Consider the following 24,886-nt stretch of genomic DNA (forward strand, 5'->3'; position numbering starts at 1 on the left):
AAAGTTATATTAAAAGAGCAGAGAAATAAATCTGCTCATTATATAGTTTATTTTTTTTTATATTTATTTAGTAAAAATTCTATATAATCATTAAGTTGTTCTTGAGCTTCTTCAGGCAAGTCTTCATGTGGATTTTTTCTATGTGCCGCAACAGTGTCAATATTTTCCTTAACCAAGGTTCTTCCAAGAAGGTAATCAACTGATACATTAAATACATCAGCCAATTTATTTAAAATATGTTCATCAGGAAATCTGTTTTCTGTTTCATAGTATCCTAAAACTCTTTGAGAAACTCCTACTTTTTCACCAAGTTCTCTTTGAGTAAATCCAAATTCCTTTCTAAGTTCTCTTAATCTTTTGGCAAACATTATAACACCACCTTATGTATAAATTATAACAAATTGTTCTAAAAATTAAAACTGATAAAATAAAAAAGAATAATTTTTTCTAAAAAAATATTGATAAAGAACAAACAATTCTATATAATGGTAATAGATAAGAACAAAATATTCTTAATTATACTAGGAGGAGAAAAGCATGTTTAAAAATAATTTAAAAGATTACAGAGAGTCTATGAGTCTGGCACAAGCTAAACTTGAAAAAAGTAGGAATTACAAATAATTATGTATCAAGAATAGAAAGAAACATAAAAATTTATGATTCATTTTGCATAAAAAAATTCTGTTATTTTAGAACAAAATATAGATAAAATTTTTTAAATATATATAGAACAAAATGTTCTTTAAAGGTTGTGGAATTTGCAATAAGACTATTGATTAGAAACTATCATTATAAAGTTAAAGCTAAAGACAATAAAATATAAAAAGGAGAAATATAATGGATAATAAAAAAGATATATTACTTAAGGAAATAGATGAAAGATTACATAACTACAAGTATTTGGATGTAAAAATAAAGAATATTAACCTAGATATAAAAAGATGTGAAAATGAATACTTTGGATGTGGAGCTGTAGTTTATACTGAAAAGACTAGTACTACATATAATATAAGCTCTTCTGTTGAAAATGAAGTTGTAAAAAAAGAGGAGAGATTAAGAAAATTAAAAATGGAAAAAGATGATATAGAAATAGAAAAGGAAAAAATAGAAAATGCTCTAACTTGTCTAAATGATATGGAAATGGAATTTTTTAATCTATTCTATAATAGTAAGACAAAAAATAACATGACATATATTTCTATGAAATTGCATTTAGATAGAACTTCTTGCTACAACTTAAAGAAAAAGATGATTTGTAAGCTAAGTGAAATATTATAAAAAACATAACACTTTTACAACACTTTATACACACTATAGCAACAACAGCCCCTAAAATATGTGAGATAATGTTATTGTGAAAGAAATCTACAGTGAGGGAGGTGAGGAATTGAAAAATATGATATTACCTAAAAATATAGAGGGAGCATAACAATAGAGAAATTAGATGTATCTTTAAAAATTACTTATGCTACTCATAAGAAGATTGTCACATTAAGTAAAAAAATATTTAGTGATAGAGTGGTGATTATTTGCTTAAATACAAAGAAATATTAGAAACAATTATTGATATACTTAAAAAAAGTTTTGATGAAAGTATTTTTATTGATGATGAAAGTGTGCAAGGCTCTGAAGGGTCTTGTTTTTTTGTAAGTATGGTATCAGCTATTTGTACACCCATAATGTTAAAGACAAACAACAAAGATGTTGTTATGTCTATAAAATATTTACCAAGACCACAATCAAATAATATAAGAATGTATGAAGTTTCAGATGAACTTGATAAACTATTTAATAGAACTGTAAATGTAAGAAATAGAAAATTAAATATAACTAAAATTGAACAAAGTATTAAAAAAGAAGAGTCAATTTATACATTGAACTTTTCAATTACATTAAACTTTCTTGATAGTATATATGAGGAAGAAGAAGTATATGAAAATATGGAAGAAATAAATTTAAACTTAGGAGAGTGATAGTATGGCTATGGGATTACCAAGTATCAATATATCATTTAAGGAGCTAGCTACAACTGTTAAAGAGCGTTCAGCTAGAGGAATAATTGCAATAGTGCTTAAAGATACCAAAGCACTAGGATTCAATGAAATACATGAAAAAGAAGATATACCAGCTGATTTATCTGTTGAAAATAAAGACTATATAAATATGGCTTTGATGGGAAATGTCAATGCACCAAATAAAGTATTAGTTTATGTGCTAGGAGAAGAGGAAGAGGTTCAAAGTGCCTTAGACTTTTTAGAAACTAAAGAATTTAATTATTTATGCATGCCTAAAGCAATAGAAGCTGATAAGACTGTTATCAAAAGCTGGATAATTAAACTTAGAGATACAGACAAAGTTAAAGTTAAAGCTATATTGGGCAAAGTTGCAGGAAATCATGAGGGAATAATTAATTTTACTACAGAAGATGCACTAGTTGGAACAAAGAAGTATAGTGCTGATGAGTTTACGAGTAGGATAGCTGGTATTATAACAGGGACACCTTTAAGTCAATCAATAACTTATACTAAGCTTAGTGATGTTGTTGATATACCTAAAATTACTAAAGCCGATGCAGAGTCAAAAGTTAATAATGGAGAGCTTATTCTTATTAAAGAAGCTGGAGCTATAAGAATTGCTAGAGGAATAAATTCTTTAACTGATTTAACTGAAGAAAAAGGAGAGATGTTCCAAAAAATCAAGATAGTTGACACTTTGGATATTATACATAGTGATATAAGAAAGGTAATTATAGATGACTATATAGGAAAAGTTACTAATAGTTACGATAATAAATGTCTATTAATAGTATCTATAAAAAGTTATTTAGAAGAACTAGAAAAATCTGCTCTTATAGAGTCCAATTCTACTGTTGAAATAGATTTTGAAGCACAAAAATCGTATCTGAAATCAAAGGGAATAGATTTATCTTATATGACTTCACAAGAAATAAAAGAAGCTAATACTGGCTCTAAAGTATTTTTAAAAGCAACAATAAAAGCACTAGATGCTATGGAAGATATAGATTTATCAATAGAAATATAGGAGGATTGTTAATATGGCAAATATGGAAGCTAGAAATGTAATGAGTGGTACTTGGGGAGAACTTTGGCTTGATGGAGATAAAGTAGCGGAAGTAAAGAAATTTCAAGCAAAGATGGAATTTACAAAAGAAGATATTATAATAGCAGGTCAAATGGGAACTGATACGAAGTATATGGGATACAAAGGGAAAGGTTCAATAACTTTATATCATGTTAGCTCAAGAATGCATAAGTTAATTGGAGAGAAAATAAAAAGAGGTTCTGAACCTAGATTTGTAGCTATATCTAAGCTAAATGACCCAGATTCTTATGGAGCGGAAAGAATAGCAGTAAAAAACATAGCTTTTGATGATTTAACTTTAGCTGATTGGGAAGTTGGAGTAAAAGGAGAAATAGAAGCTCCTTTTACATTTACTGAGTATGACTTCCTTGATATAATTTAGTTTTGTATGGATAGTTAATATATATAAATGTAGTTAATAAACATAGACAGTCAGTGAATAGAAATTGATTGATAAAGGAGTAAATAATAATGAGTGAAAATGGATTACCAAAAAATGTAAATATAGTAGACTTACTTTTAAATGCAGATACAGAAAATTTAGAAAGACCAAGTACTATAGTTGAACTAAAAAGATTATCTAATATATTTGGCCAAGAGTTTAAAGTAATGTGTAGAGCATTGACAATAAGTAAAGATGAAGAGATACAAAATATATGTCTTAAAATTGATGAGAATATGAAAACAGATATAGATTTACCAGAAATGCAGATGCTTACAGTTATAGAAGGTATATGTGATTTAGATGGAAATCTTTTATTTAAAAATAAGGAGTTAATGGATAAATTTAAGGCTCCAACTCCAAAGGAATTAGCGAGAAAGCTATTGTTACCAGGCGAAATTACTAATTTATACAGAATCCTTCAAGATGTAATGGGTTATGGTAAAAATGCAGTAATAGAAGAGGTAAAAAACTAATAGGGACGGATACTAAAACGACAATAATGTATTATTATTGGAAGAAAAAAGGTATTAGACCGTCCCTTTTTTATGCAATGGATAAAGGCGAATTAAAGCTTATTGAAGCTTTTTTCGCCTTAGAAATTGAGGAAGAAGTTGAGAAAATGAAGCATGGATATGGAGTTTGTCCTTTGACGGGAGGTGGTATATAGTGGGTAATGTAAGAGAAGAAGGTATAAATATGTATCTTACAGATAATTACACTCCAAAGATGAATCAAATTATATCAGTAACGGATACTTTTAGAAGAGCAACTGTGGCGGTTTCACTTTCAACTAATGTGATGGCTAGTAGTATAAAAAATTCTATTGGAAGTGCAAGTAGTAGATTAAATAGTTTGAATTCTTCTTTAAGAAAAGTTCAGACTACTGCTAGTAGTGCAAGTTCCACTATGACAAAGTTAAGTTCTAGTATAAATGCTACTTCAGGAACGATTGGAAGTTTAAATGGAAGTATTATGAGACTAGCAGTAACTATAGCTATGATTATTGATTATTTCAGTAAGCTGATTCAAAAGAAAAATGAATTGAACTCAAATGCCAAAATTATAATAATATTTGATTTTAAAGCTAAAGAGATTGAAAAAGCTAATTCAAAAATAAGTTTCTTAAGAAGCCTTGCTTCTAATATAAGGCTAAAGATAGAAAATTCAAGTGCAAAAAAGGCACTTGGTAAAGTACTTGAAAAGTTAAAAAAGATTAGTGACAAAGCATGGCCAGTTGTAATAAAAATAAAGGATACAGCTAAGGGTGTTGTAAGTAATCTCTTGGAAAAATTGAAATACTTTATTAAAAATAGCTGGCAAGGAATTGTTAATCTTAAAGATATGGCAAGTAGTATTATAAGTAAGGTATTTCCTAAGTTGAGATTGTTTGCAGGGAAGGTATGGACAGGTGCAATAGCTGTAAAGGATATGGCGAGTGGAATACTTAGTTCTATAAAGGGGAAGATATCAGATTTAACAAATGGTGCTACTATAAGTGTTGCTGTGAAAAAGGGTGTTGACTTACTTGGTCAAGAGCAAAATCAGAAAGTTGTCCTAGAAAGTGTAATGAAAAGAAATACTGGGAGTACTAGTAAAAAAGATGTTGATAAGTATTATGATCGTTTAGTAGATATGGCAAATGATACACCTTTTGATCCTGAAGATGTTGTTGCAATGGGAACTAAAGCTAAAATGATTAGTAATATTACTGGGGGTAAAAAAGAAGAAGATATAACTCAGGCTATGGTAGATGTTAGAGCTTTAAATATGGATACAAGTAGCACACAAGATGTATCAGCAGCTTTTTTAAGTGCAGCAAAGGGTAATATGGAATCTCTTAATACTTTGGTAGGAGAAAATTATAAAACTTTTGATGAAGCATTGGAAGGTATAAGTATAAAGCAAATGGGACTAGCTAAAGAAATGAGTGAAACAATACCAGGTATAATAGCTGCTGCTCAAACAAGTATTAATAATGGTTTGAAGAGTATTGTTAAACCTTTCGATGATATTTTAGGTCAAGGAATAAAGAAAATAAAAACTTTTATAGAAAGTGGGTTATCAAATTTAGCTAGTCTATCTAAAAGAATGGCTGAAAAGATAGGTAATGTAGTGAATGGTAGAGGAATTACTAGTAATAAAGATGAACAAATGCAATTTAGAAGTATAAAGAATAAAAAAAGGATTCCTGATTCTACTCAATTTAGACTTTCTAGTGAAGTTGAAAAACGTAAAATGATGGCTGAAAATAAACAAGAAAATTTTGAAAATAGTGCAGCAAGAATGATAGGGAATGCTCCAAAAGCAATTGTTAACACAGGAAGTACCCTATTACAAAATATTGACTTTACTGCACTGATAGATTCATTATTACCAGTAGTAAACTTAGTAAATAATTTACTAGACAGTATAAACAATAAATCACCAATTGCACAAGGGTTAATAAGCATATTTGGTACGATAGTAACTACAGCATTTCAGTTGATAGGACCTGTAGTTGAGGCTGTTAGTCCCATTATTACGAGAATCTTTACCTTTTTAGGAGAGCATGCTCCACAAATAAATTATTTTATTGAAACTATGGGTAATGTATGGAAAACTGTATGGGAAACATTAGGTCCAATTTTAGAAGAGGCATGGAAGTTTTTGGAGCCACTTTTAGATTCTTTTCTTGATGCATTAAAAAACTTATCTGATTTTATAAATTTAATTTGCGATTCATGGAAGAAGATGGTTAAGTCTATAAATGAAAGCCCTATAACTGCTAAAATAGGTAAATATATTACAGAGAGAAGAAAGAAATATGAAAAAGAAGGTATGGACAGTGGATTAGCTCATGATTCAGGTACAAATCCTGATATAAATGCATTGTTTGGAAATGCCTTTGGATTAAATTATGTACCTTATAATGACTACCCAACAAGGCTTCATGAGGGGGAAATGGTTCTAACTAAACAAGAAGCCAATCAATATAGAAGCGGAAAAAGTGGTGGAAATATAAGCATAGCCAAGTTAGCTGATACAATAGTAATTAGAGAAGAAGCTGACATAGAAAAAGTTACATCAAAATTAGTTTCAAGTATAAAAATGGCACAATTGGGAGGTGTATTATAATGGAAATGTGGCTTAGACAAGCAGAAGATAGATTTAGATTTCCAGTATTTCCATCTTCCTTTAGTATTAATGGAAAAGCTGCTGTAAACTCTTCTAGTATACTCAAAATAGGTGAGATAGCGACTTTTGGAGGTGTAGCTCTTAAAAGTATTTCAATGTCAAGTTTTTTTCCAAATAAAGACTATACTTTCTGTGATTATACAGGTTTTCCATCGCCATATGACTGTGTAAATAAGATTGAAAAATGGATGAATGAAGGGCTTATATTAAGGTTTACAATTACAGAAACAAATATAAATATGGAGGTCATAATTGAGGGATTTAACTATGAAGAAAGAGATGGGACTCGAGATGTGTATTTCACATTAGACTTAAAAGAGTATAAAAGAATAAAAATACCAAAGGTAACTCCAAAAAAATAGCTATTATGGGTAATAAGTTGTAAATAACTGCTGATAGAGTTAAATGAAAAGGCAGGTGATTTTTTATTATTAAAATTTGGGTACACATAAAAAATGGAAGTATATATGATATAACTGATATAGTAGATAAAGTTTCTTGGTCAGGTGATTATAAATCTCCATCAAGAACTCTAGAGTTTTCAATAATCCAATCCTCTTTTGATGTGAATTTTCAACAAATAGATATACCAATAGCTAGTACGATTTGTTTTTATTTAGATGAGAAAGAGCTTTTTAGAGGAATGATAATTAATAGGTCTAAAGATTCAAGTAGTAATGAAATTAGTTTTGTATCCAAAGATATGGGATTTCTACTTACACAAAGTGAAGTGTCATACAATTTTAAAGACAAGTTAGTTGAAGATATAGCAAAGCAAGTATTTGCTGAAAATAAGCTTGCAGTTGGTACAATAGCAAAGACTAATGTTAAGTATACTAAGATGTTTATAGGAGTAAATGGATATGACACGATAATGAGTGCATATACAGAGGCAAGTAAAAAGACAAAGAAAAAGTATATGATAGAAGCCAATTTAGATAAGTTTAATGTTATTGAAAAAGGAACTGTTACATTAAGCGTTACGTTTGAAGAGGGATTCAATATTATAAATACTACTTTTTCGGAAAGCATGGAAAATGTAAAAAATAAGGTGATAGTGGTAGACCAGTATGGAAGTAAGATTAGCGAAAAAGTAGACAATGAGATTTTTAAAGAAGTAAATGTAATAATGCAAAAAGTAATTCAGCAACAAGAGAATCAAGATGTAGATGTGGATAGTGAGTTTAAAGGTATAGAAAAAAGCTGTTCTCTTAAAGGTTATGGAGATGTAAGTTGTATAACTGGTAGAGGGGTAAAAGTTAAAGATTCTTATACAAAGCTTGTAGGACTATTTTATATAGATACAGATAAGCATACCTGGCAAAATGGAGAGTATCAAATTGAACTTGAACTTAATTTTCAAAATCTTATGGATGAAAAATCAGCAGGACAGGATGAACCTAAGGAAGAAAGTAATTTAGGAGGAGAAGGTTATACAGGGGGAAAAGAGTTTACAGCAGAATTTACAGCTTACTGTCCTAGAAAAGAAGAAGGTGGAGATACAGATTGTAGAAAGAAAAAACTTGACCCATCTAAAAAAACTTGTGCTGCTCCTATGGTTGGTAAATATGAGCAAACTTATTATACAAAAGAGTTTTTAAATAAACATCCTCTATTGAACTATGGAGATGAAATACAGGTAATTACAGGAGTTTCTGGTCGTGATGGAGTCTATAAAGTAAATGATGTAGGACCTGCAATAACCATAGAAAAGAATGGAACATACCACATAGATATTTTATTTGGAAATGTTGAAGAAGCTAGTAAATTTGGAAGAAGAAAAGGAAAAATTATTATTGGTGGTTATTCTGGTAATGTATCTGATAAAGCTAAAATAGTAATATCAGAAGCAAAAAAACATCTAGGTAAACCTTATAAATGGGGTGGAAATGGACCAAGTAGTTTTGACTGTTCTGGTTTAATGGTCTATTGTTTTAAAAAAGTTAATGTTAGTTTACCAAGAACGTCAAATCAACAATCTAAAAAAGGCAAGAAAGTAGAACAAAAAAATCTTCAAGCAGGAGATTTAGTATTTTTTCATAATCCAGTCAGCCATGTTGGACTATATATAGGCAATGGAGAGTTTTTACATGCTCCAAAAAAAGGTGATGTAGTTAAAATAAGTAAGTTAAGCAGTAGAAAAGATTTTAATACAGCTAGGAGAGTATTATAAAAGGATGGTGATATAATGGCTAATCCAATAAATGAATTTATAGGAATAATAAGAGAAGAAGGAAAGTATCATAACCAACCTTCTTTTTTTATTGGAAAAATTGAAAATAAATTACCAGATTTAAAAATAGAGACAAATAACATCATATTAGAAAAAGAAGATATTTTGATAGATAGTTGGATGCTTGATAGACAGATAGAATCATTTGATACAGAAACCAATCAAGAACACAAACATGAAGTAAAAAATCCATTTATAGATACTTTTGAATCTGGAGATATGGTAATAATGTTTAGAATAGGCGAAAAATTTGCTGTTGTAAGTAAGTTGGTGAGCTTATAATGAGTACAATATTTCCCTTTATAGGTGTCCCAGAAGATTATATCTTGCCTAAAACGGAAGAATTGCCAATCTTTCGTGAAGTGGCCTGGGATTTTGAAAAAGATGAACCTGTTTTAGAAAAAGGTGACTTTAAAATAATTGAAAAAAAAGAGGCCTTAAAAGTTTGGATATACAAGTGTATAAAGACAAATAGATATGAACATGAGATATACTCTTTAGAATATGGGACAGAGCTTTCAGAACTAATAGGACAAAAATATACAAAAGGCCTTACAGAAAGTGAAGCTAGTAGATTCATAAAAGAGGCCCTTCTAATAAATCCATATATATTAGAAGTAAATGTAAAAAGTGCTAACTTTAACAGAGACATATTGAGTGCAAATGTAAAAGTATCCACTATCTATGGGGAGGTGGAAATAAATGTATAGTGACCAGACATATGAAGTAATAAAAAATAGAACTCTTGAAAATATTAAGCTTGATATTTATAAGGGTGAAGGTTCTTTTCTAAGCAACATGGTATCTGGAAATAATCTAGAACTTTCAAAGATATATCTAGAACTTTTTAAGATACATAAAATGGCTTTTATACAAGACACATATAACCAGTTTCTCGATAAAAGAGTCAATGAATTTGGTGTATATAGAAAGTTGGGTACAGAGTCAAATGGAGAAGTTGAATTTATTGGAGAGAAAGGAACTGTAATAAGTAATGGCACAGTAATATCATATAGAGATTTACTATTTGTAGTAATAAAAGATGTAACTATTGGTAGTGAAGAAGGTGACAATAGCCCAGTTCAAGCTCTAGAAGTTGGTAAGAAATATAATTTACCTACAAATTGTGAATTTAAATTAGTTGATAATATATCTGGAGTTACAAAGATTACTAACACAAGAAGTTTTGAAGGTGGTACAGATATAGAGACGGATGAAGAACTAAAGGAAAGATTTTATAAAATCCAAAGAAATCAAGCTACAAGTGGAAATAAAGCTCACTATGAAGAATGGGCTTTGGAAGTAGATGGAGTCTATAATGTTAAGGTTTATCCAAGATGGGATGGTCCAGGAACAGTTAAGGTCTTGATATTTGGGAAAAATAATCAAGCCGTTGATACAGAAACGATTGAAAGGTGTCAGCAACATATAGATGAAGAGAAGCCTATTGGACCAACTATAACAGTTGTGACACCATTACCAATAGAAATAAATATAAGTGCAGTAATGAAACTAGAAGATGGATATACATTAGACAATGTCAAAGAATCTTTCTTAGAAAGTATAAATACATACTTTAGAGATATTAGAGGAGAGATAATCTATACAAAAGTCATGGGAATACTTATAAATACTGCTGGTGTACATGATTTAAGTAACCTACTTATAAATGGAAGTACAGACAATATAACTATTAATGAAGATAAAATACCTAGTGTAACAACTGTTAATTTTAGTGAGGTGGAAAATCAATGAAGCTAATTGATAAACTACCATCATTTGATAGAAATTACATTGTAGAAGAGATACAAGGTGCATACGATACAGAATTAAATATTCTTAAAGAAGATATTGATGATACTTTTAACCAATTATTTGTTGATACAGCAACATGGGGATTAGATATGTGGGAAGATATACTCTGCATTGAAAAAAAAGAACTTGATTTTGACACAAGACGTAGCAATATAAAAGCTAAAATGAGAAGCAGAGGTACTAGTACTATTGATGTTATAAAAAGTATCTGTGAGGCATATACAAAATCAGAAACAGATATAAAAGTTTATAGTGATAAGTTTACATTCGTACTGAGTTTTATAGCAAATAATTGTGACTATAAAACTCTTTTAGATTGTAGTGATATGATTGAAAAGGTAAAGCCTGCGCACTTGTTACATTATCTAGAGCCTATAATATTAGATGAAAGTATGGTTTATTGTGGTGGAGGTATGGTGTGCAGTGAAGAGGTAAAAGTTCATCCATACTTTGAACCAATTATAAAGTGTAGCGCTGTTGTAAATTGCGGAGCTGGAATGATAAGTAGAGAAGAAATAAAGGTCTATCCTTTAAGTATTAAATGTATTGAGAGTAATTGTAAGATTAATATAGCTATTGCAAATAATACTGGTGTAGAAAATGTAATAGTTTATCCTAAATCGGAGGTGGTATAGTTGGAAGAAAAGTTTTATATAATATTAACCAAAATTGGTAGAGAAAAAATAGCAAATGCGACTGCACTAGGAGAGCTTGTAGGATTAACCAAGTTTCAAGTTGGAGATAGTAATGGAGAATATTATGAGCCGACAGAAGAGCAAACTGCTTTAAAGAATGTAGTTTGGGAAGGAAATATAAATTCTCTAAGAATTGATGAGAAGAATCCTAATTGGATAGTTATAGAGACTATTTTACCAGGAACAGTTGGTGGATTTATGATAAGAGAAGCTGCTGTTTTGGATAGTGAAAATAATATAATAGCTATAGGCAAATATCCAGAGACGTATAAGCCACGTGCTGAAGATGGAAGTATTAAAGATTTAGTTGTAAAGATGATTTTACAGCTGTCTAATACTTCAAATATTACATTAGAAGTAGACCCTACATTGGTTTTTGTAACTCAAAAGGATATTCAAGATTTAGATGATAAGTTTGATAAGAATATAAAAGAAATAAAAGTAAACATTGGTGATGTAAATATATTAACTACAGATTCCAAAGATTTATCAGGAGCTATAAATGAGGTAGTTAAAAAAATAGAAAACATATCTTTTGATGATGTTATAAGTGGTCAAATACAAACTGATATATCAGTATTAAAAAATAGCTATAACAAATTATCTGAAAAAGTGCTAGATATATTAATATACCTAGAATTAGAGTCAGAAGTAACTGTAGATGAGGCTGGTTATTGGTATGATACATTAGCAAATGGAAATAACATAGTAGCTATAGAAGGACTTAAGTTAGATTTAAATAGAAAATGTATAACAGGTGAAATGGGTAATGTGATTTTTAGAGATGTGGTATTGCCATTTAGTGCAAATAGAGTTAGATATATACATGAGATGGATAATAACTTTGTTGAGACAAAATCTAGTAATACTTATTTAAAAGAACAAAAAGATATAACTCTAAATAAGTATTCATATGAAATAAGATAAATAAAGGGGGGAGTTCTGATAATGAAGCAAAATAAACTTTTACAACGTGGTGCTTATTTTAACGATAAGAATATATTGATTGATGATTTTGATAAAAGATATAATGATTATGATTTTGTAGCATTTTTTACTGGTATAAGTAATAGTACCTTTGGTTTAAAATCAGATGGGAATTTATATGCTTGTGGTGATAATACAGGTTTTCAATTAGGACTTGGAAAGGATTCGTCAGAGAGAAGGATGTTTAGTAAAGTAAAAATTGATAATGTAAAATACGTATCTTGTGGTTCAAAGCATAGTGTAGCAGTAACTAAAGATGGATTTGCATATGGAGCAGGAACGAGTAATGTAGGTCAATTAGGTGTAATTGAGTCTACAGTATATTATGAATTTACTAAGTTACCGATAGATGATGTAAAAACTGTTGCATGTGGTTATGACTTTACTTTTATACTTAAAAATGATGGAACATTATATTCAGCAGGTTTAAATTCAAGTGGTCAACTTGGACTAGGTGATACTAACAACAGAGCCACTTTCACTAAGGTGAATATAGATAGTGTAAAGGATGTAGTAACTTATAATCAATCTGTATTTATCATAAAAATGGATGGGACAGCACATGCATGTGGATTAAATTCAAGTGGGCAGTTGGGAATTAATAGTACTTTAAATAAGAGTGTTTTTAATAAAATAGAAGGTATGGATAATGTAAAACAGATAGCGTGTGGTAGTAGTCATACAATCCTTATTAAGAATGATGGAACTATGTATACTACAGGTGCTAATAGTGTTGGTCAACTTGGTACAGGAAATAATAATAATTCAATTGTATTTACTCTTTCTAGTATAAATAATGTTAAGTATGCTTCTTGTGGAAATGGTCATACTATGATATTAAAATATGATAATACACTATTTAGTACAGGACAAAATAATTATGGTCAACTAGCAAATGCCAACAAAGATGTAGCAGCAAGAAATACTTTTGTTAAAGTTAATGTAGAAAATATAAAAGATATTAAGTGTGGTTCTCAATTTAATTTTTTAATAAATGGTTCAAAAGAGATATTTGTATCTGGCTGTAATTTAGCAGGTCAACTTGGTTCATTTTTTCATACAACTTTTCTGTATGAGTTTTCAAAGGTACAATCTTCAAATTTAGATAATTATTCAGGTCTATTGGTCAATGATGATTATTTGTATGTTACAAAGGATAATAGTGAATTTTTAAATGTAAAGTTAAGTGATAATTTTCAAGATTATAAGAAGATAGAGTTGACAAATAACAATATGTTTATTGTTATGAATGATGGTACATTGTATGCTTGTGGGTTAAATAATAATGGACAGTTAGGACTGGGAGATACTATTAATAGGTCAGTTATGACTAAGGTAGATATAGATAATGTTTTGGATATAAAGGGAAGTGGAAGTTCTACTTTTGTGCTTAAGAATAATGGAACTTTATATTCTTGTGGTTTAAATAATAGTGGACAATTGGGTTTAAGAGATGAAGTTAATAGAAATATATTTACAAAAATAGAAATAGAAAATATAAAGGAGTTTTGTGTAGAAAGCAGTTATGTAATAGCCTTAAATCATTCAAAAGAAGTATATGGTTGGGGGAATAGTTCTTATAATAATATAGAAAGAGCTTCTAATTATCCATATAAGCAGGGAATAAGTAATATTGAAAAGATAGCAGTATATGATTATTCTGTATATATGATAAACAGTGAAGGGAAACTATATGTTTCTGGATACAATTATAGTTATCAATTAGGTACAGGAAATAATAATAACCAAAGCAAAGCACTAGTATCTCAATGTAGAACAAACTCAACATCTTCTACATCAAATGGCATTAGAACGTTACCTAAAATAACTGATGTTTTTCCTTTTTATGATGGCTGTGCAATAATTGACGAAAGAGGTTATGTTTATTTAACAGGATATCATGGATATTTAAGAACATCAAATAGTAGTCCAAGTATATCTGATTATTCAAGATATGGAATTTTTATTGAAGCTACAAATTCAAATCATAATACTTATTTTATACAAGAGACTGATTTTAGTGGAATTGAAAAAGTAATAGGGATGTCAAATAATATATTATTTTTTAAGAAAGGAAGTTCATATATTACTGGATATCCAAAAACATTTGGCTCAACCATTACTGGATATAAAAGTTACACTAGTATTAATTCTGAGATTTCTAATTTAGGAAGTAATTTTATAATATATCATAGTAATTCCAAGTTATATGGAAAAGGGATTGCTAATAGTGGGCAATTTGGGAATTCAACAAATATAGAGGGTGCAAGTAATTATGATACAGGATTAAAAGACATAAAAGATATAATTGTAAAAGGAAATACTGTAGTAGTAGTAGATAAAAAGAATAATATATACGTAACAGGAGCAAATCAATTTAACAAACTAGGTATAGGAGAATATAATAATGAACCAATAAGAAAATTCACAAATATAACTGAACAATCAAACTCATTTATATTTATGGATGATATAAAAGAAATTACAACATCAAGAAATACAATGTTTATAGTCAAAAATGATGGTACAGCCTACGCCACAGGAAATAATAACTATGGACAATTAGGTTTGGGAGATACAATAAATAGAAATAAGTTTACTCAAATAAACCTTGATAATATAAAGAAAATATCAACAAGTATAGATGGTAACACAACATTTGCAATTAGAAATGATGGAACACTATATTCTACAGGATTAAATACTAAAGGACAGTTGGGACTAGGTGATATAGTAAACAGAAATACCTTTACCAAAGTAAATATACAAAATGTAAGAGATGTTGTTTTAGGAACTACTCACTCACATGCAATCAAAGATGATAACACACTATATTCATGTGGAGAAAATACTCATGGGCAACTGGGCTTAGGAAGTGAAAGTAACCATCCAGATGTATTGACATTTACAGTGAACAATATAACCAATGTAAGAGATGTATACTGCTCAGATACAACAACATTCATTGTAAAGGATACGAATATTGCATATTGTTGTGGATACAATAATAATTCACAGCTAGGTATGGGAAATACTACTGACCAATACAGTTTTATAAAGTGTATGGAAAATGTAAAAGAAGTTATACCAAATGAAATAAATACTTATATAATAACAATCTATAATACGGCATATAGTACAGGATTAAATACTGATTATTGCTTAGGTCTAAATAGTAATAGTAATCAAAGTTCATTTTCTGAAATTCCAATTTCAAATGTAGTAAAAGTAGCTCCAAACAGAAATAATGCAGTACTTTTACTTACAAGTGAAGGTGATGTATATACTGCAGGTAAATGTAGTAATGGTTCAGGTACAGGAAGTGAGACTCCAGAGAAGATTAAAAAAATAGCATCAAAGGCAAAAGACATAAGTATGAGTTGTAGATGTGGATATTATGTAAGTGATAATGGTGACTTATATGGCACAGGTTTTAATGATTATGGACAATTAGGTCTTGGTGATGTAGCAAAAAGAGATACATTTATAAAAACCAATACAAGAGTAAAGAAAATACTTCCTCTAGAGTATGCTAATATAGCAATAAAAGATACTAATGATATATATATTTGTGGATTAAATAATTATGGGCAATTAGGTGTTGGTAATAGATATGATAGTAGAAATAATGATAATAGAATATTTAATTATAAGCATATGAATTTTGTAATGGGAGATTTAACATCTATTAAAAATAGACATAATTTTATACTTCTAAACAATAAGATAGTTATACCTACTACAAAAGATATAGACTATGGCTTAGTATTAGGAAACTTATATAAAGGAGACCTTTATACTGAACTTCCATATGAAAATATAAAAGAAGTATCTATTTCTAAAACTCATATTATTGTATTGCTTAATGATGGAACAATGTATGGATGTGGTACAAACTACCATGGAGAACTATTACAAGACTTGTCTATAAATCAAGTAGATGAATTTGTGCAGATTAATATATCAGATGTAAAACATGTTTCATGTGGAGATAACTTTACTTACTTTATAAAATCTGATGATAGTCTTTGGTCTATTGGTAAAAACTCAGAGTACCAATTAGGTATAGGTCATAATAATCCAGTTACTGAATTACAAAGAATTACAACTGTATCTAGCTGTAAAGAAGTACATTGTGGTAAAAACTATACATTAGTAGTAACTACAAGCAATGAATTATTTGTACAAGGGTATAATGATAAAGGTACTTTAGGATTAGGAAGTGATAGTGAAAATACTATAATTAAGTTCTTTACAAAAGCATTAACAGACATAAGAGAAATAAAATCTTTTGGAAGTGACCATATATTAGTACTTAAAAATGATAATTCAGTATGGGTTACTGGGAAAAATAGAGATGTATATAAAATTGAACAACCAGTAGAATTTTTAAAAGAATTTACTATAGTACCTATTTCTGAAGATGTAAATACAGTAAAGGATGTGCTTGCAACAGACAATACATTATATATTATATCAGAAGTAGGAACAACAAATGCTGCTATAGAAATTACTGAAAAGTCAATTTCATCAATTAAGATAAAAATACAAGACCCTAATAAAGATATAAGCAGAATAGAAATGCTTATAAATGGAGAAAGTATAAAATCTATAAGTGACTTAACTACTGAAAAAATATCATTTGAAGTACCACCAGATAAAATTAAGATAGGAGAGAATAAGATACTATTTAGAGCTTACTGTAAAGGTGATGATTTATATGCATCTTTATTTATTTTTAAAGAGAGTACTGGAAATTCTATAATTAAAGACTCTTATGTTATGATAGGCAATAGAATGTACAAAGTAGTCAATACAACATCTAATGAGCAAGATATTACAATTACACTAGATAGAGGTCTTGAAGAAGATTTAAACCTTGGAGACCCTATATATCAATTAATAAATAAGACTAAGGTTCAAGTAAAAATAAATAAATCTGATTTATTTAAAGACATGAAACTAGTTGAAATTAAAAAATCAGATTCAAGCTATCAAGAAATCTATGAATTAGAAGAAGCCAACATAAAAAGTGCTCAACCTAAAATCATAGTAGAAAAAGGAGATAAATGGACAGCTATAAAACGTCCATCTATGATTTTTAGATATGATGCAGAAAACAACGAATCAGAAGCTTAAAATGGAGGTGTTAAAAATTGTTTAAATTTGATAAAAACAAAATAGAGCAAATCAAACAAGGTAGAAAAGTAGAAATGCAATATAAAGATATTTCAGACATAAGTGCAGGTCAAGTAAAGCAAGATGATGATATAACAAGTAACTTTATAGCAAATGCAGAAATATATGAGATGTTATTAAGTCAAAGTCTTGTCAATGAAGTTCGCAGTATAAGCACATTTAACACATCAAAATCTGGAGGTGAAAGTGGAATGGTAGAAGTATATGTAGCATTAATTTTAAGAGGAAAGAAAACTATAGAAGAGGTACCAACAATAATTAGAGAACAAGTTAGAATTAGATGTGAAGAACTAGAAATACCAGTTGAATAGTAAACTTAGAATAACTATATAGTAGTTATTTTTTTTATGCAAAGTACAAGGTCTTACTTACTAAAGTCAAGACCTTGTACTTATTTTTTGCTATATTAATATTTTATAGATTTAATTAATTTATAAAAGAAATAAAAAATTAAAACACTAAATATATAAGTAGCAGTGTCAAAATATAGAGTACTATATGATATTAAAATATAGTAAAAATTCAAGATGTAAGTATAAAAAAATTAGATGATAGGAGACTATAATGGATAAGTTAGTAACCGAATTGAGTAGTCTAGGGGCAATAGGGATATTATGTGCTCTTCTATTTAAAAACACTATGGAAGAGAAAAAAGAAGATAGAGATATGTACAAAAAAACTGTAGAGAATTTTATAGAATTATCTACTCAACAACAAGAAATAAATAAAAATATACTTGTACAGATGGGAATAATGAAGATAGATGTAGAGGAAATTAAAGAAAATGTAACTGATATAAAAGATATGTTACAAAAAGAAGATGTATAATATGAAAGTAGCAATAGTACCAGGTCACACATTGTCAGGAAAAGGAACTGGGGCAGTTGGCTATATAGACGAAGGAAAAGAAAACAGAATCCTAACAGACCTAATAGTAAAATGGCTAAAACTAGGAGGAGCAACAACATATACTGGTAAAATAGACAAATCAAATGAATATCTATCAGAACAATGCCAAATAGCCAACAAACAAGATGTAGACCTAGCAGTACAAATCCATTTTAATGCAAATAAAACAACTCTAAATCCTATGGGAACAGAAACAATATATAAAACAAATAACGGAGAAATATATGCAAAAAGAGTAAACTCAAAACTTTCAACTGTGTTTAAAAATAGAGGAGCGAAAGAAGATATAAGAAACCTATACTGGCTTAATCATACAAAAGCACCAGCAATACTAATCGAAACTTGTTTTGTAGACAGTAAAGTAGACACTGATTATTATATTAGAAGCAAACACACAATTGCAAAACTAATAGCAGAGGGAATTTTAAATAAAAATATAAAAGAAGAAGATAACTTACAGGAATCTTATGAAAATGTAATAGTATATTCTGGAGAAGTTGATAAAGCAATTGCAACCATAATGTCATTTTATATAGAAAAAAGCTTATTAATTGATATAAAGGACTATAAAAATAAAATGGCAAAAAATATTTTTTCTATAGGTGGAAAATCTACTGAAGTCGTAAAAAATTATTCTGATAAATATATTGAATTTGTTGGGCATGATAGAAAAGAAACTTTTGAGCTTGTGTTAAAGTACTTAGAAAAGCATAATTAAAATACAAATAAAGAAATATATATAAATAAATGTGTAAAACAAATAGATAGGAAACTTGAATAAATTAGCTTAATTAGAAAACTAAATAAAACGAAACAAATTGAAAAAATGAACAAATATAAAAGAGGTAGCATTAAATGCTACCTCTTTTTATAATTAAACTATAAAATTATTGTCTGTTAACTAAAATAGCTATCTTAGCATCTGGATTATAACTTATTTGAACCATTTGATTTTTCTTAATATGTTCAAGGTCTTCACCACCATAAGCAATTTGTAATTTAACTGGTAATTTACCTTGTTTTATGATAGCAACATACTCTTTTTTACCTTTTTTCTCTAAACTAATCAAATTGCCAACATAAGGTTTAAAGTTTTGATACTTTTTACTAGAATTTCTTATGTAGAAGAAAGCACCAACAGCAATAACTAAATTTATGCCAAGTGTAACCCAAGAATTGATTTTCAGCATAGCTCCAGCGATTATTATCACGAACATTAAAACGATAGGTAATATAGCCTTCTTAAGAAGTAATTTACCCATTATTTCATTAGCCTTTTTCTCAGGGCCACTCATAGTTTTTGATCTAGCAAATGATTGCGCGAATTTGTCTTTTAAGCCCATTTTATCCTCCTAATTTTAATAAATATTTAGTTATAATAACGAGAGATTACTTGAAACTAAAAATTTACTACATTTATATTATGTTTGACTTTTGTATAAATAATTACATTCAAGTAAAGCAAAATATACTAATTATTTTATCATAAAACTATAAAAAAGAAAATAAATGAAATAAAAATATTAGAGCAAAGAAATGATGTAAAATCGTATCAAAAGCAACATAAAAATTATTCATCTATTTTTTTATCTTTATTTTTATTATACTCAGTTTTTTCAAAGTCTTTCTCTTTTTCATATTCATGAAGTTTTAATTCAATCATACCTTCTATTTTTGCTCTATCATAATCACTTAGTTTTCTAAAGTTTTTTAAAAGTTTTATTTCATCAGAACTTATGCTATTAAATGGATAGTTTGGTGAGGAATCGCAAATTAAATTTGATTCTTGTGATATATTATCTCCATTTAATAGCCAGTCTACAGAAACATTAAATATATCAGCTATGGATTTTAATATCTCATAATTTGGTTTTCTAATATTTCTTTCAAATTTACTCAAATTATCACAGTTTAACATTTCTTCTAATTCATATTGCTTAAGTTTTTTTGTTTTTCTTAAATAAACAATTCTTTCTCCTAAAGTATCCATAAACACTCTCCATTCAATTAATGTCAGAAAGACTTTTTAAAATATAAATAGTTGCAAAATTAAGGTCAAAATGACATAAAAATATTGACTTAAGGTCAAAGTGACCTTATAATTAATTTAATGATACGAAATTACATCCTAATTTTAGCACAAAGTAATCAAAAAATCTTATTTAGTATTAAATAAATTCATGTACTTAATATTTGTACATATTTAAAAAATATACTAAACAGAGGGAGGTGTATAAATTTAATAATAAAATTAAATATAAATCCACTTAGAAAGGAAACTTGATTAAATGGATACTCGAAAAAAATGGATACCTTTTTTGGGAATACAGGTCAAGCAAAGGCTTATTGAATTAAACATGACTCAAAGAGAATTAGCAAAAAAAGTCGGTGTTAATGAAAACTATTTGTCAGCTATTTTAAATGGCAGAAGAACAGGAAAAAAATATAAATCATCAATTTATCAATTGCTTAATATAGAATATTCAGAAGAAGATTAATATTAATAACTAATATATGAAGAAGGGGCATATTATTATGTGTAAATTAGATTCAGAAGGGGTAATAGAGTGCTGTAGAGCAATTGATGATTTTATTACAGCTCTCAATGGTGTACGAAGTTTAAACATGGAAAAACTGGATATTTTAACTAAATATTCTACTTCATGTTCAATCCTTCTTAGAGAGGAAAATTACAAAGGATGTACAATTGTATATAAAAAGATGTTGGAAGAATTAAAGACATAAATAATATATTAATTAGAGATAGAAAGAATTACATAGTGAGATAGAATATTTTTAAAAACATATAAAAAACATATAAACTAAAATATGGATATGTTAATCTAACTACAATAAATGTGTTTGTAATTAAATTATAGTTTATTTGAGCAACTTAATATCCATATTTTAGTTGTCAATTTAGCACAAAAAAAGAATCTTTATAAATGATGTAAATTCGTATCAAGTTATGTATGTTTAAACTGGTTTATCGTTACTATCAGAAGGAGAATGTTTTTCTAATTCATTATATTCAGATATCTTAAACTCTAGCATTCCTTCTATTTTTATTTTATCACGTTCATTCAATTGCCTATAGAGATTTAATATCATCATTTCGTCATCAGTTACATGTAGATTATACAAATAATCTTCCTTATTTTCTTCAACACTATTATTGGAGTTTACTTTTTCTTTTCCATATAGAAGCCAGTCAGTGCTAACATCAAAATAATCAGCTATTGACATTAATATATCGCAATTAGGCTTCCTACCTCCAGTTTCAAACTTACCTAAGTTTTCAAATTTTAAAATATCCATAAGTTTACGCTGGGTAAGTTTTCTGGAGTTTCTCAAATAAGCAATTCTTTTTCCTAAAGTATCCATGAACACACTCCTTTCTTTTCATAAATAAAAGTCTAAATGACATTAAAAATCGAGATATATTCCTTTTGTTCTATAAAATTACTAAAATAAAGTCTAAATGACATTTTGCTTAAATTAATATACTCATACTATGATTTTAACATATTATAATTGAAAATATATGGTTTATTTTGATTTATAGATATCTTTTAATAGGCAAAAGTAGATATTGAAAATAAAGTAGTTTTAATAATATATTTTATAGATTACTTTTAAAGTATACTTGGATATGAAAATATAATTTTCTAATAATGAAGAATATATAAAAATTATATTAAGAATAGATATTAGGAAGAGAATAGTATTATATTGTAGTTTATATTAGTTAAAGATAAAGAATTTCAAATATTTAAAATATAGCATAAGCTTACAATATAATACTATTGGACTTGTTTATCTAGTTTTGTTTTCTTTATAGAATAACAATATTATGAATGCAAGTAAATTTACACAAAAAACTGTTATATACATCTGTCTAAATCCTAAATTTAGAGTAGATTGTAGTGTATTTTCTATTTTTATTTTATTGTTTTCTATAGAATTTATATAATCGAGTTTTGACTTATTAAAAGCTTTTGGTATTTCATCTTTTACTTCCTGTGTCTTTGCTAGAACTAATTGAAGCGATTTTTTTTGTTGCTCCATTGTGTCAAAACCTTTTTCCATGTCTTGTTTTTTATTCATGGAATCATTTAATTTTGTCTGAAGTTCTTTCTTTTGAGATTCCATGTTTTTAAGTTTTTTACGTAATTGTTTTCTTTGAGACTTAGTTTTTTGTAATTTGGTATTTAACTCAGCTCTTGCTTTTTTAAGTTGTTGTATTTGAGCATTTAGAGCTTCTTTTTTTTCATTTAAATTTGGTTTATTCTCACTAGAATTATTATTTTTATTTTCTGTAGAATCATTTTTATTACTGTTTGAGTCAGAATTACTAGTGTTATTTTGTTCTTGATTATTTGATGAATTTTCGTTATCAGGAGGAGTAGTACCTTGTGGTATTGTAGGTATTTTATTATAAGCAAGTGTCATTTCATTTATAGCTTTATCTTGTTTTTTTATACCTTGTTCCATACCTTTTATGCCTTTATCAGTTCCAGCGATACCTTTTTTTATTCCAGCTATTCCTTGATTAATACCAGTTCTAGCTTTTACCATATTGTCAATACCAGTTTGAATTCCTTTGATGCCACTGTTTAGTTTGTTTTCACCTTTCTCAATACCATTTATTCCACTTTGAGTACCATTTATTCCTTTTTGAACATTTGATTCTATTTTTGTAATTACAGAAGGAACTTTTTCATCAAACATTGTTGTTGATATTTCTTTTGTGATGTTGGTAATATTGGTTGTATCTGATGATTGAACTTTGTCTAGTAAGTATTTTGGTAGTTTGCCATCTGTCATATCCATATTAATACTTGATGAATCGTTCATATTTGGTATAGAAATATTTTTTAAATTCTTAGCCATTTCTGGGTCTGACTTTAAATCATCTATCATAGTTTCAAGTTCTTCAAGTTGAACTATTTTAGGTGTTGATGGCTTACCAACTATATCCATAATATTATCCTGTACAGATAATCCCGCATGTGCTATAAATCCAATCATTATTGCAGGCGAAATTGAAGTTCCAATTGAGCGTATCAGAGATAATGTTGCAAGTGCAGAATTAGATTCTTCTATTTTTGTATTTGAAAGCATCATGTAATTTAAAGGTGTTCCCATAGTAAATCCCATTCCTAATCCCATAAATATTAGACTTACACATACACTAAATACTGTATTGGTTTTTAGTGCAATTAAAACTAGATAAAGAGAGCCTATCATAGATACTGAAAATCCAAGTAATAGTATCTTTTTTGCACCAAATTTATCGATAAGTCTTCCACTCAGAGGGGCAGCGATACCTGCAAATAATCCTAATATGGCAACAAAATATCCACCAGAACCAGCATTTATTTTTAATGCATTTTCAGCATATTGTGGAACAAATACCATACCCATCATTCCAATGCCAACAATTAAAGATAGAATGAGTACTATTAGTATTCTTGGATTTAAAAAATATTCGAAATTCAAAATAGGGTCTTTAGCTTTATTTTCAACAAATATAAAAATAGGTATAAGTATTATAAATGTCAATAAATAAGGATAAACTGATGTATCTTGTATAGAATTTTTAAAATTAAAAAAGTCTATATTCATAAGACCATATAACAAAGATACTATTATACATATCAACATTAATGTTCCTAATTTATCTATTTTCTCTGTAGATGGAGACTTATTATTTTTAATAAATAGTATTCCTCCAATAATTATAACCAAGCATATTGGAAGATTAACAAAAAACAACCATTTCCAATTTTGAGTTCCAAATATACTTAGTATTGTACTACCTATACTTGAGCCTAAAATATTTGCAATACCATAGGTTGCTCCAACTAAACCTAAAGCCATGCCTCTTTTGTTTTCTGGGAAAGTGGTTCCAAATTCTGCTGTAGCAATTGGCATAATTCCGCCTCCACCAATAGCTTGTATAACACGGCCAATTAGTAAAATATAAAAGTTGGAAAATAATGATGATAATCCACAGATTAATGAACCACTACCAAATAGAAATATACTAACTAAATATACATATTTTCTTCCTATTTTATCTGCTAATTTACCAGAAATAGGGATTACAGACGCATATGTTAGTGTATATATAGTAATCATCCAAATTCCTGTTTTTTCATTTACACCTAGGCTATTTTGTATAATTGTTCTTGCTGGTGATACTATTCCAGTATCAATAGCTCCCATAAATATACCTAGAAGATAGAGAGTGAGTACTAAAAATAACTTTGGATTATTATCTTTGCTTTGAACACTAGTATTAGAATTCAAGGTAAACACCAC

The 24,886-nt window shown here is 28.3% G+C and carries 25 protein-coding genes; 20 read left to right on the plus strand and 5 right to left on the minus strand.

Annotation, left to right across the window (positions count from 1 at the left end; all coding sequences use genetic code 11):
* Positions 1–47: 47 nt before the first annotated feature.
* The gene (locus tag KGF46_RS01460; RefSeq protein WP_227434265.1) at positions 48–368 is read right to left on the minus strand and encodes an XRE family transcriptional regulator; all 321 of its coding nucleotides are present in this window, start codon (positions 366–368) and stop codon (positions 48–50) included.
* 469 nt (positions 369–837) lie between these two features.
* On the opposite strand from KGF46_RS01460, the gene KGF46_RS01465 reads away from it, so the two are divergent.
* The 18 genes from KGF46_RS01465 (at position 838) to KGF46_RS01550 (ending at position 19,277) form a co-directional block, all read left to right on the plus strand.
* The gene (locus KGF46_RS01465) at positions 838–1,278 is read left to right on the plus strand and encodes a hypothetical protein (protein WP_227841959.1); all 441 of its coding nucleotides are present in this window, start codon (positions 838–840) and stop codon (positions 1,276–1,278) included.
* Positions 1,279–1,529: 251 nt separating this feature from the next.
* A complete protein-coding gene (locus KGF46_RS01470; protein ID WP_227850162.1) occupies positions 1,530–1,973 on the plus strand; it encodes a DUF6838 family protein in 444 nt (147 codons plus the stop codon).
* Between the two features lie 4 nt (positions 1,974–1,977).
* Positions 1,978–3,042, plus strand: a complete 1,065-nt coding sequence (locus KGF46_RS01475; protein ID WP_227854577.1) for a phage tail sheath subtilisin-like domain-containing protein — start codon at positions 1,978–1,980, stop codon at positions 3,040–3,042.
* A 13-nt stretch (positions 3,043–3,055) separates the two neighbouring features.
* Positions 3,056–3,484 (plus strand): phage tail tube protein, encoded by a 429-nt coding sequence (locus KGF46_RS01480; RefSeq protein ID WP_009896262.1) that lies wholly within the window; start codon positions 3,056–3,058, stop codon positions 3,482–3,484.
* 89 nt (positions 3,485–3,573) lie between these two features.
* Positions 3,574–4,020 carry a phage tail assembly chaperone gene (locus KGF46_RS01485; protein ID WP_227827235.1) on the plus strand — a complete coding sequence of 149 codons (447 nt, stop codon included), beginning with the start codon at positions 3,574–3,576 and terminating at the stop codon, positions 4,018–4,020.
* A gap of 26 nt (positions 4,021–4,046) precedes the next feature.
* A complete protein-coding gene (locus KGF46_RS01490) occupies positions 4,047–4,214 on the plus strand; it encodes a hypothetical protein (RefSeq protein ID WP_074080522.1) in 168 nt (55 codons plus the stop codon).
* Positions 4,214–6,661, plus strand: coding sequence for a hypothetical protein (locus tag KGF46_RS01495; RefSeq protein ID WP_227827236.1), 2,448 nt, complete (start codon positions 4,214–4,216; stop codon positions 6,659–6,661). The genes KGF46_RS01490 and KGF46_RS01495 overlap by 1 nt, the downstream gene beginning before the upstream one ends.
* On the plus strand, positions 6,661–7,083 hold the full coding sequence (locus KGF46_RS01500) for a phage baseplate protein (RefSeq protein ID WP_227827237.1): 423 nt from the start codon (positions 6,661–6,663) through the stop codon (positions 7,081–7,083). The genes KGF46_RS01495 and KGF46_RS01500 overlap by 1 nt, the downstream gene beginning before the upstream one ends.
* Positions 7,084–7,364: 281 nt before the next feature.
* On the plus strand, positions 7,365–8,894 hold the full coding sequence (locus tag KGF46_RS01505) for an NlpC/P60 family protein (protein WP_227861755.1): 1,530 nt from the start codon (positions 7,365–7,367) through the stop codon (positions 8,892–8,894).
* Between the two features lie 15 nt (positions 8,895–8,909).
* Positions 8,910–9,236, plus strand: a complete 327-nt coding sequence (locus KGF46_RS01510; protein WP_227827239.1) for a DUF2577 family protein — start codon at positions 8,910–8,912, stop codon at positions 9,234–9,236.
* The gene (locus KGF46_RS01515; RefSeq protein WP_227861756.1) at positions 9,236–9,664 is read left to right on the plus strand and encodes a DUF2634 domain-containing protein; all 429 of its coding nucleotides are present in this window, start codon (positions 9,236–9,238) and stop codon (positions 9,662–9,664) included. The genes KGF46_RS01510 and KGF46_RS01515 overlap by 1 nt, the downstream gene beginning before the upstream one ends.
* Entirely contained in the window at positions 9,657–10,709 is a 1,053-nt protein-coding gene (locus KGF46_RS01520) for a baseplate J/gp47 family protein (protein WP_227827241.1), read from the plus strand. The genes KGF46_RS01515 and KGF46_RS01520 overlap by 8 nt, the downstream gene beginning before the upstream one ends.
* Positions 10,706–11,404, plus strand: a complete 699-nt coding sequence (locus KGF46_RS01525) for a putative phage tail protein (protein ID WP_227827242.1) — start codon at positions 10,706–10,708, stop codon at positions 11,402–11,404. Before KGF46_RS01520 ends, KGF46_RS01525 begins: the two co-directional genes overlap by 4 nt.
* The gene (locus tag KGF46_RS01530) at positions 11,405–12,391 is read left to right on the plus strand and encodes a phage tail protein (protein ID WP_227827243.1); all 987 of its coding nucleotides are present in this window, start codon (positions 11,405–11,407) and stop codon (positions 12,389–12,391) included. It abuts the gene before it with no gap.
* Between the two features lie 21 nt (positions 12,392–12,412).
* Entirely contained in the window at positions 12,413–17,590 is a 5,178-nt protein-coding gene (locus KGF46_RS01535; RefSeq protein ID WP_227827244.1) for a chromosome condensation regulator, read from the plus strand.
* A 17-nt stretch (positions 17,591–17,607) separates the two neighbouring features.
* Positions 17,608–17,961 (plus strand): CD1375 family protein, encoded by a 354-nt coding sequence (locus KGF46_RS01540; RefSeq protein WP_227827245.1) that lies wholly within the window; start codon positions 17,608–17,610, stop codon positions 17,959–17,961.
* Between the two features lie 253 nt (positions 17,962–18,214).
* The gene (locus KGF46_RS01545) at positions 18,215–18,478 is read left to right on the plus strand and encodes a hypothetical protein (protein WP_227827246.1); all 264 of its coding nucleotides are present in this window, start codon (positions 18,215–18,217) and stop codon (positions 18,476–18,478) included.
* Position 18,479: 1 nt separating this feature from the next.
* Positions 18,480–19,277 carry an N-acetylmuramoyl-L-alanine amidase gene (locus KGF46_RS01550; protein WP_227827247.1) on the plus strand — a complete coding sequence of 266 codons (798 nt, stop codon included), beginning with the start codon at positions 18,480–18,482 and terminating at the stop codon, positions 19,275–19,277.
* A gap of 169 nt (positions 19,278–19,446) precedes the next feature.
* On the opposite strand, the gene KGF46_RS01555 is transcribed toward KGF46_RS01550, so the two are convergent.
* Together KGF46_RS01555 and KGF46_RS01560 are read right to left on the minus strand one after the other, a co-directional pair.
* Complete coding sequence (locus tag KGF46_RS01555; RefSeq protein WP_227434279.1) at positions 19,447–19,902, minus strand: hypothetical protein; 456 nt, start codon at positions 19,900–19,902, stop codon at positions 19,447–19,449.
* 227 nt (positions 19,903–20,129) lie between these two features.
* A complete protein-coding gene (locus KGF46_RS01560; protein ID WP_227827248.1) occupies positions 20,130–20,549 on the minus strand; it encodes a helix-turn-helix domain-containing protein in 420 nt (139 codons plus the stop codon).
* A gap of 298 nt (positions 20,550–20,847) precedes the next feature.
* On the opposite strand from KGF46_RS01560, the gene KGF46_RS01565 reads away from it, so the two are divergent.
* Together KGF46_RS01565 and KGF46_RS01570 are read left to right on the plus strand one after the other, a co-directional pair.
* Complete coding sequence (locus KGF46_RS01565; protein ID WP_227434281.1) at positions 20,848–21,057, plus strand: helix-turn-helix transcriptional regulator; 210 nt, start codon at positions 20,848–20,850, stop codon at positions 21,055–21,057.
* A 37-nt stretch (positions 21,058–21,094) separates the two neighbouring features.
* On the plus strand, positions 21,095–21,304 hold the full coding sequence (locus tag KGF46_RS01570) for a hypothetical protein (protein WP_227827249.1): 210 nt from the start codon (positions 21,095–21,097) through the stop codon (positions 21,302–21,304).
* A gap of 231 nt (positions 21,305–21,535) precedes the next feature.
* Here KGF46_RS01570 and KGF46_RS01575 read toward each other — a convergent pair whose 3' ends face one another.
* Positions 21,536–21,943 carry a helix-turn-helix domain-containing protein gene (locus tag KGF46_RS01575; protein ID WP_227827250.1) on the minus strand — a complete coding sequence of 136 codons (408 nt, stop codon included), beginning with the start codon at positions 21,941–21,943 and terminating at the stop codon, positions 21,536–21,538.
* Between the two features lie 432 nt (positions 21,944–22,375).
* The gene (locus KGF46_RS01580) at positions 22,376–24,883 is read right to left on the minus strand and encodes an MDR family MFS transporter (protein WP_227861757.1); all 2,508 of its coding nucleotides are present in this window, start codon (positions 24,881–24,883) and stop codon (positions 22,376–22,378) included.
* Between the last annotated feature and the right edge of the window lie 3 nt (positions 24,884–24,886).

Origin of the sequence: Clostridioides sp. ZZV14-6153 (genome assembly GCF_020657855.1) — a bacterium.
Lineage (GTDB): Bacteria > Bacillota > Clostridia > Peptostreptococcales > Peptostreptococcaceae > Clostridioides.

Coding starts and splice junctions, on each gene's coding strand:
- KGF46_RS01460 (WP_227434265.1), bottom strand. CDS start 368: ATGTTTGCCAAAAGATTAAGAGAACTTAGAAAGGAATTTGGATTTACT.
- KGF46_RS01465 (WP_227841959.1), top strand. CDS start 838: ATGGATAATAAAAAAGATATATTACTTAAGGAAATAGATGAAAGATTA.
- KGF46_RS01475 (WP_227854577.1), top strand. CDS start 1,978: ATGGCTATGGGATTACCAAGTATCAATATATCATTTAAGGAGCTAGCT.
- KGF46_RS01480 (WP_009896262.1), top strand. CDS start 3,056: ATGGCAAATATGGAAGCTAGAAATGTAATGAGTGGTACTTGGGGAGAA.
- KGF46_RS01485 (WP_227827235.1), top strand. CDS start 3,574: ATGAGTGAAAATGGATTACCAAAAAATGTAAATATAGTAGACTTACTT.
- KGF46_RS01490 (WP_074080522.1), top strand. CDS start 4,047: ATGTATTATTATTGGAAGAAAAAAGGTATTAGACCGTCCCTTTTTTAT.
- KGF46_RS01500 (WP_227827237.1), top strand. CDS start 6,661: ATGGAAATGTGGCTTAGACAAGCAGAAGATAGATTTAGATTTCCAGTA.
- KGF46_RS01505 (WP_227861755.1), top strand. CDS start 7,365: ATGATAATTAATAGGTCTAAAGATTCAAGTAGTAATGAAATTAGTTTT.
- KGF46_RS01510 (WP_227827239.1), top strand. CDS start 8,910: ATGGCTAATCCAATAAATGAATTTATAGGAATAATAAGAGAAGAAGGA.
- KGF46_RS01515 (WP_227861756.1), top strand. CDS start 9,236: ATGAGTACAATATTTCCCTTTATAGGTGTCCCAGAAGATTATATCTTG.
- KGF46_RS01520 (WP_227827241.1), top strand. CDS start 9,657: ATGTATAGTGACCAGACATATGAAGTAATAAAAAATAGAACTCTTGAA.
- KGF46_RS01525 (WP_227827242.1), top strand. CDS start 10,706: ATGAAGCTAATTGATAAACTACCATCATTTGATAGAAATTACATTGTA.
- KGF46_RS01535 (WP_227827244.1), top strand. CDS start 12,413: ATGAAGCAAAATAAACTTTTACAACGTGGTGCTTATTTTAACGATAAG.
- KGF46_RS01545 (WP_227827246.1), top strand. CDS start 18,215: ATGGATAAGTTAGTAACCGAATTGAGTAGTCTAGGGGCAATAGGGATA.
- KGF46_RS01550 (WP_227827247.1), top strand. CDS start 18,480: ATGAAAGTAGCAATAGTACCAGGTCACACATTGTCAGGAAAAGGAACT.
- KGF46_RS01555 (WP_227434279.1), bottom strand. CDS start 19,902: ATGGGCTTAAAAGACAAATTCGCGCAATCATTTGCTAGATCAAAAACT.
- KGF46_RS01560 (WP_227827248.1), bottom strand. CDS start 20,549: ATGGATACTTTAGGAGAAAGAATTGTTTATTTAAGAAAAACAAAAAAA.
- KGF46_RS01565 (WP_227434281.1), top strand. CDS start 20,848: ATGGATACTCGAAAAAAATGGATACCTTTTTTGGGAATACAGGTCAAG.
- KGF46_RS01570 (WP_227827249.1), top strand. CDS start 21,095: ATGTGTAAATTAGATTCAGAAGGGGTAATAGAGTGCTGTAGAGCAATT.
- KGF46_RS01575 (WP_227827250.1), bottom strand. CDS start 21,943: ATGGATACTTTAGGAAAAAGAATTGCTTATTTGAGAAACTCCAGAAAA.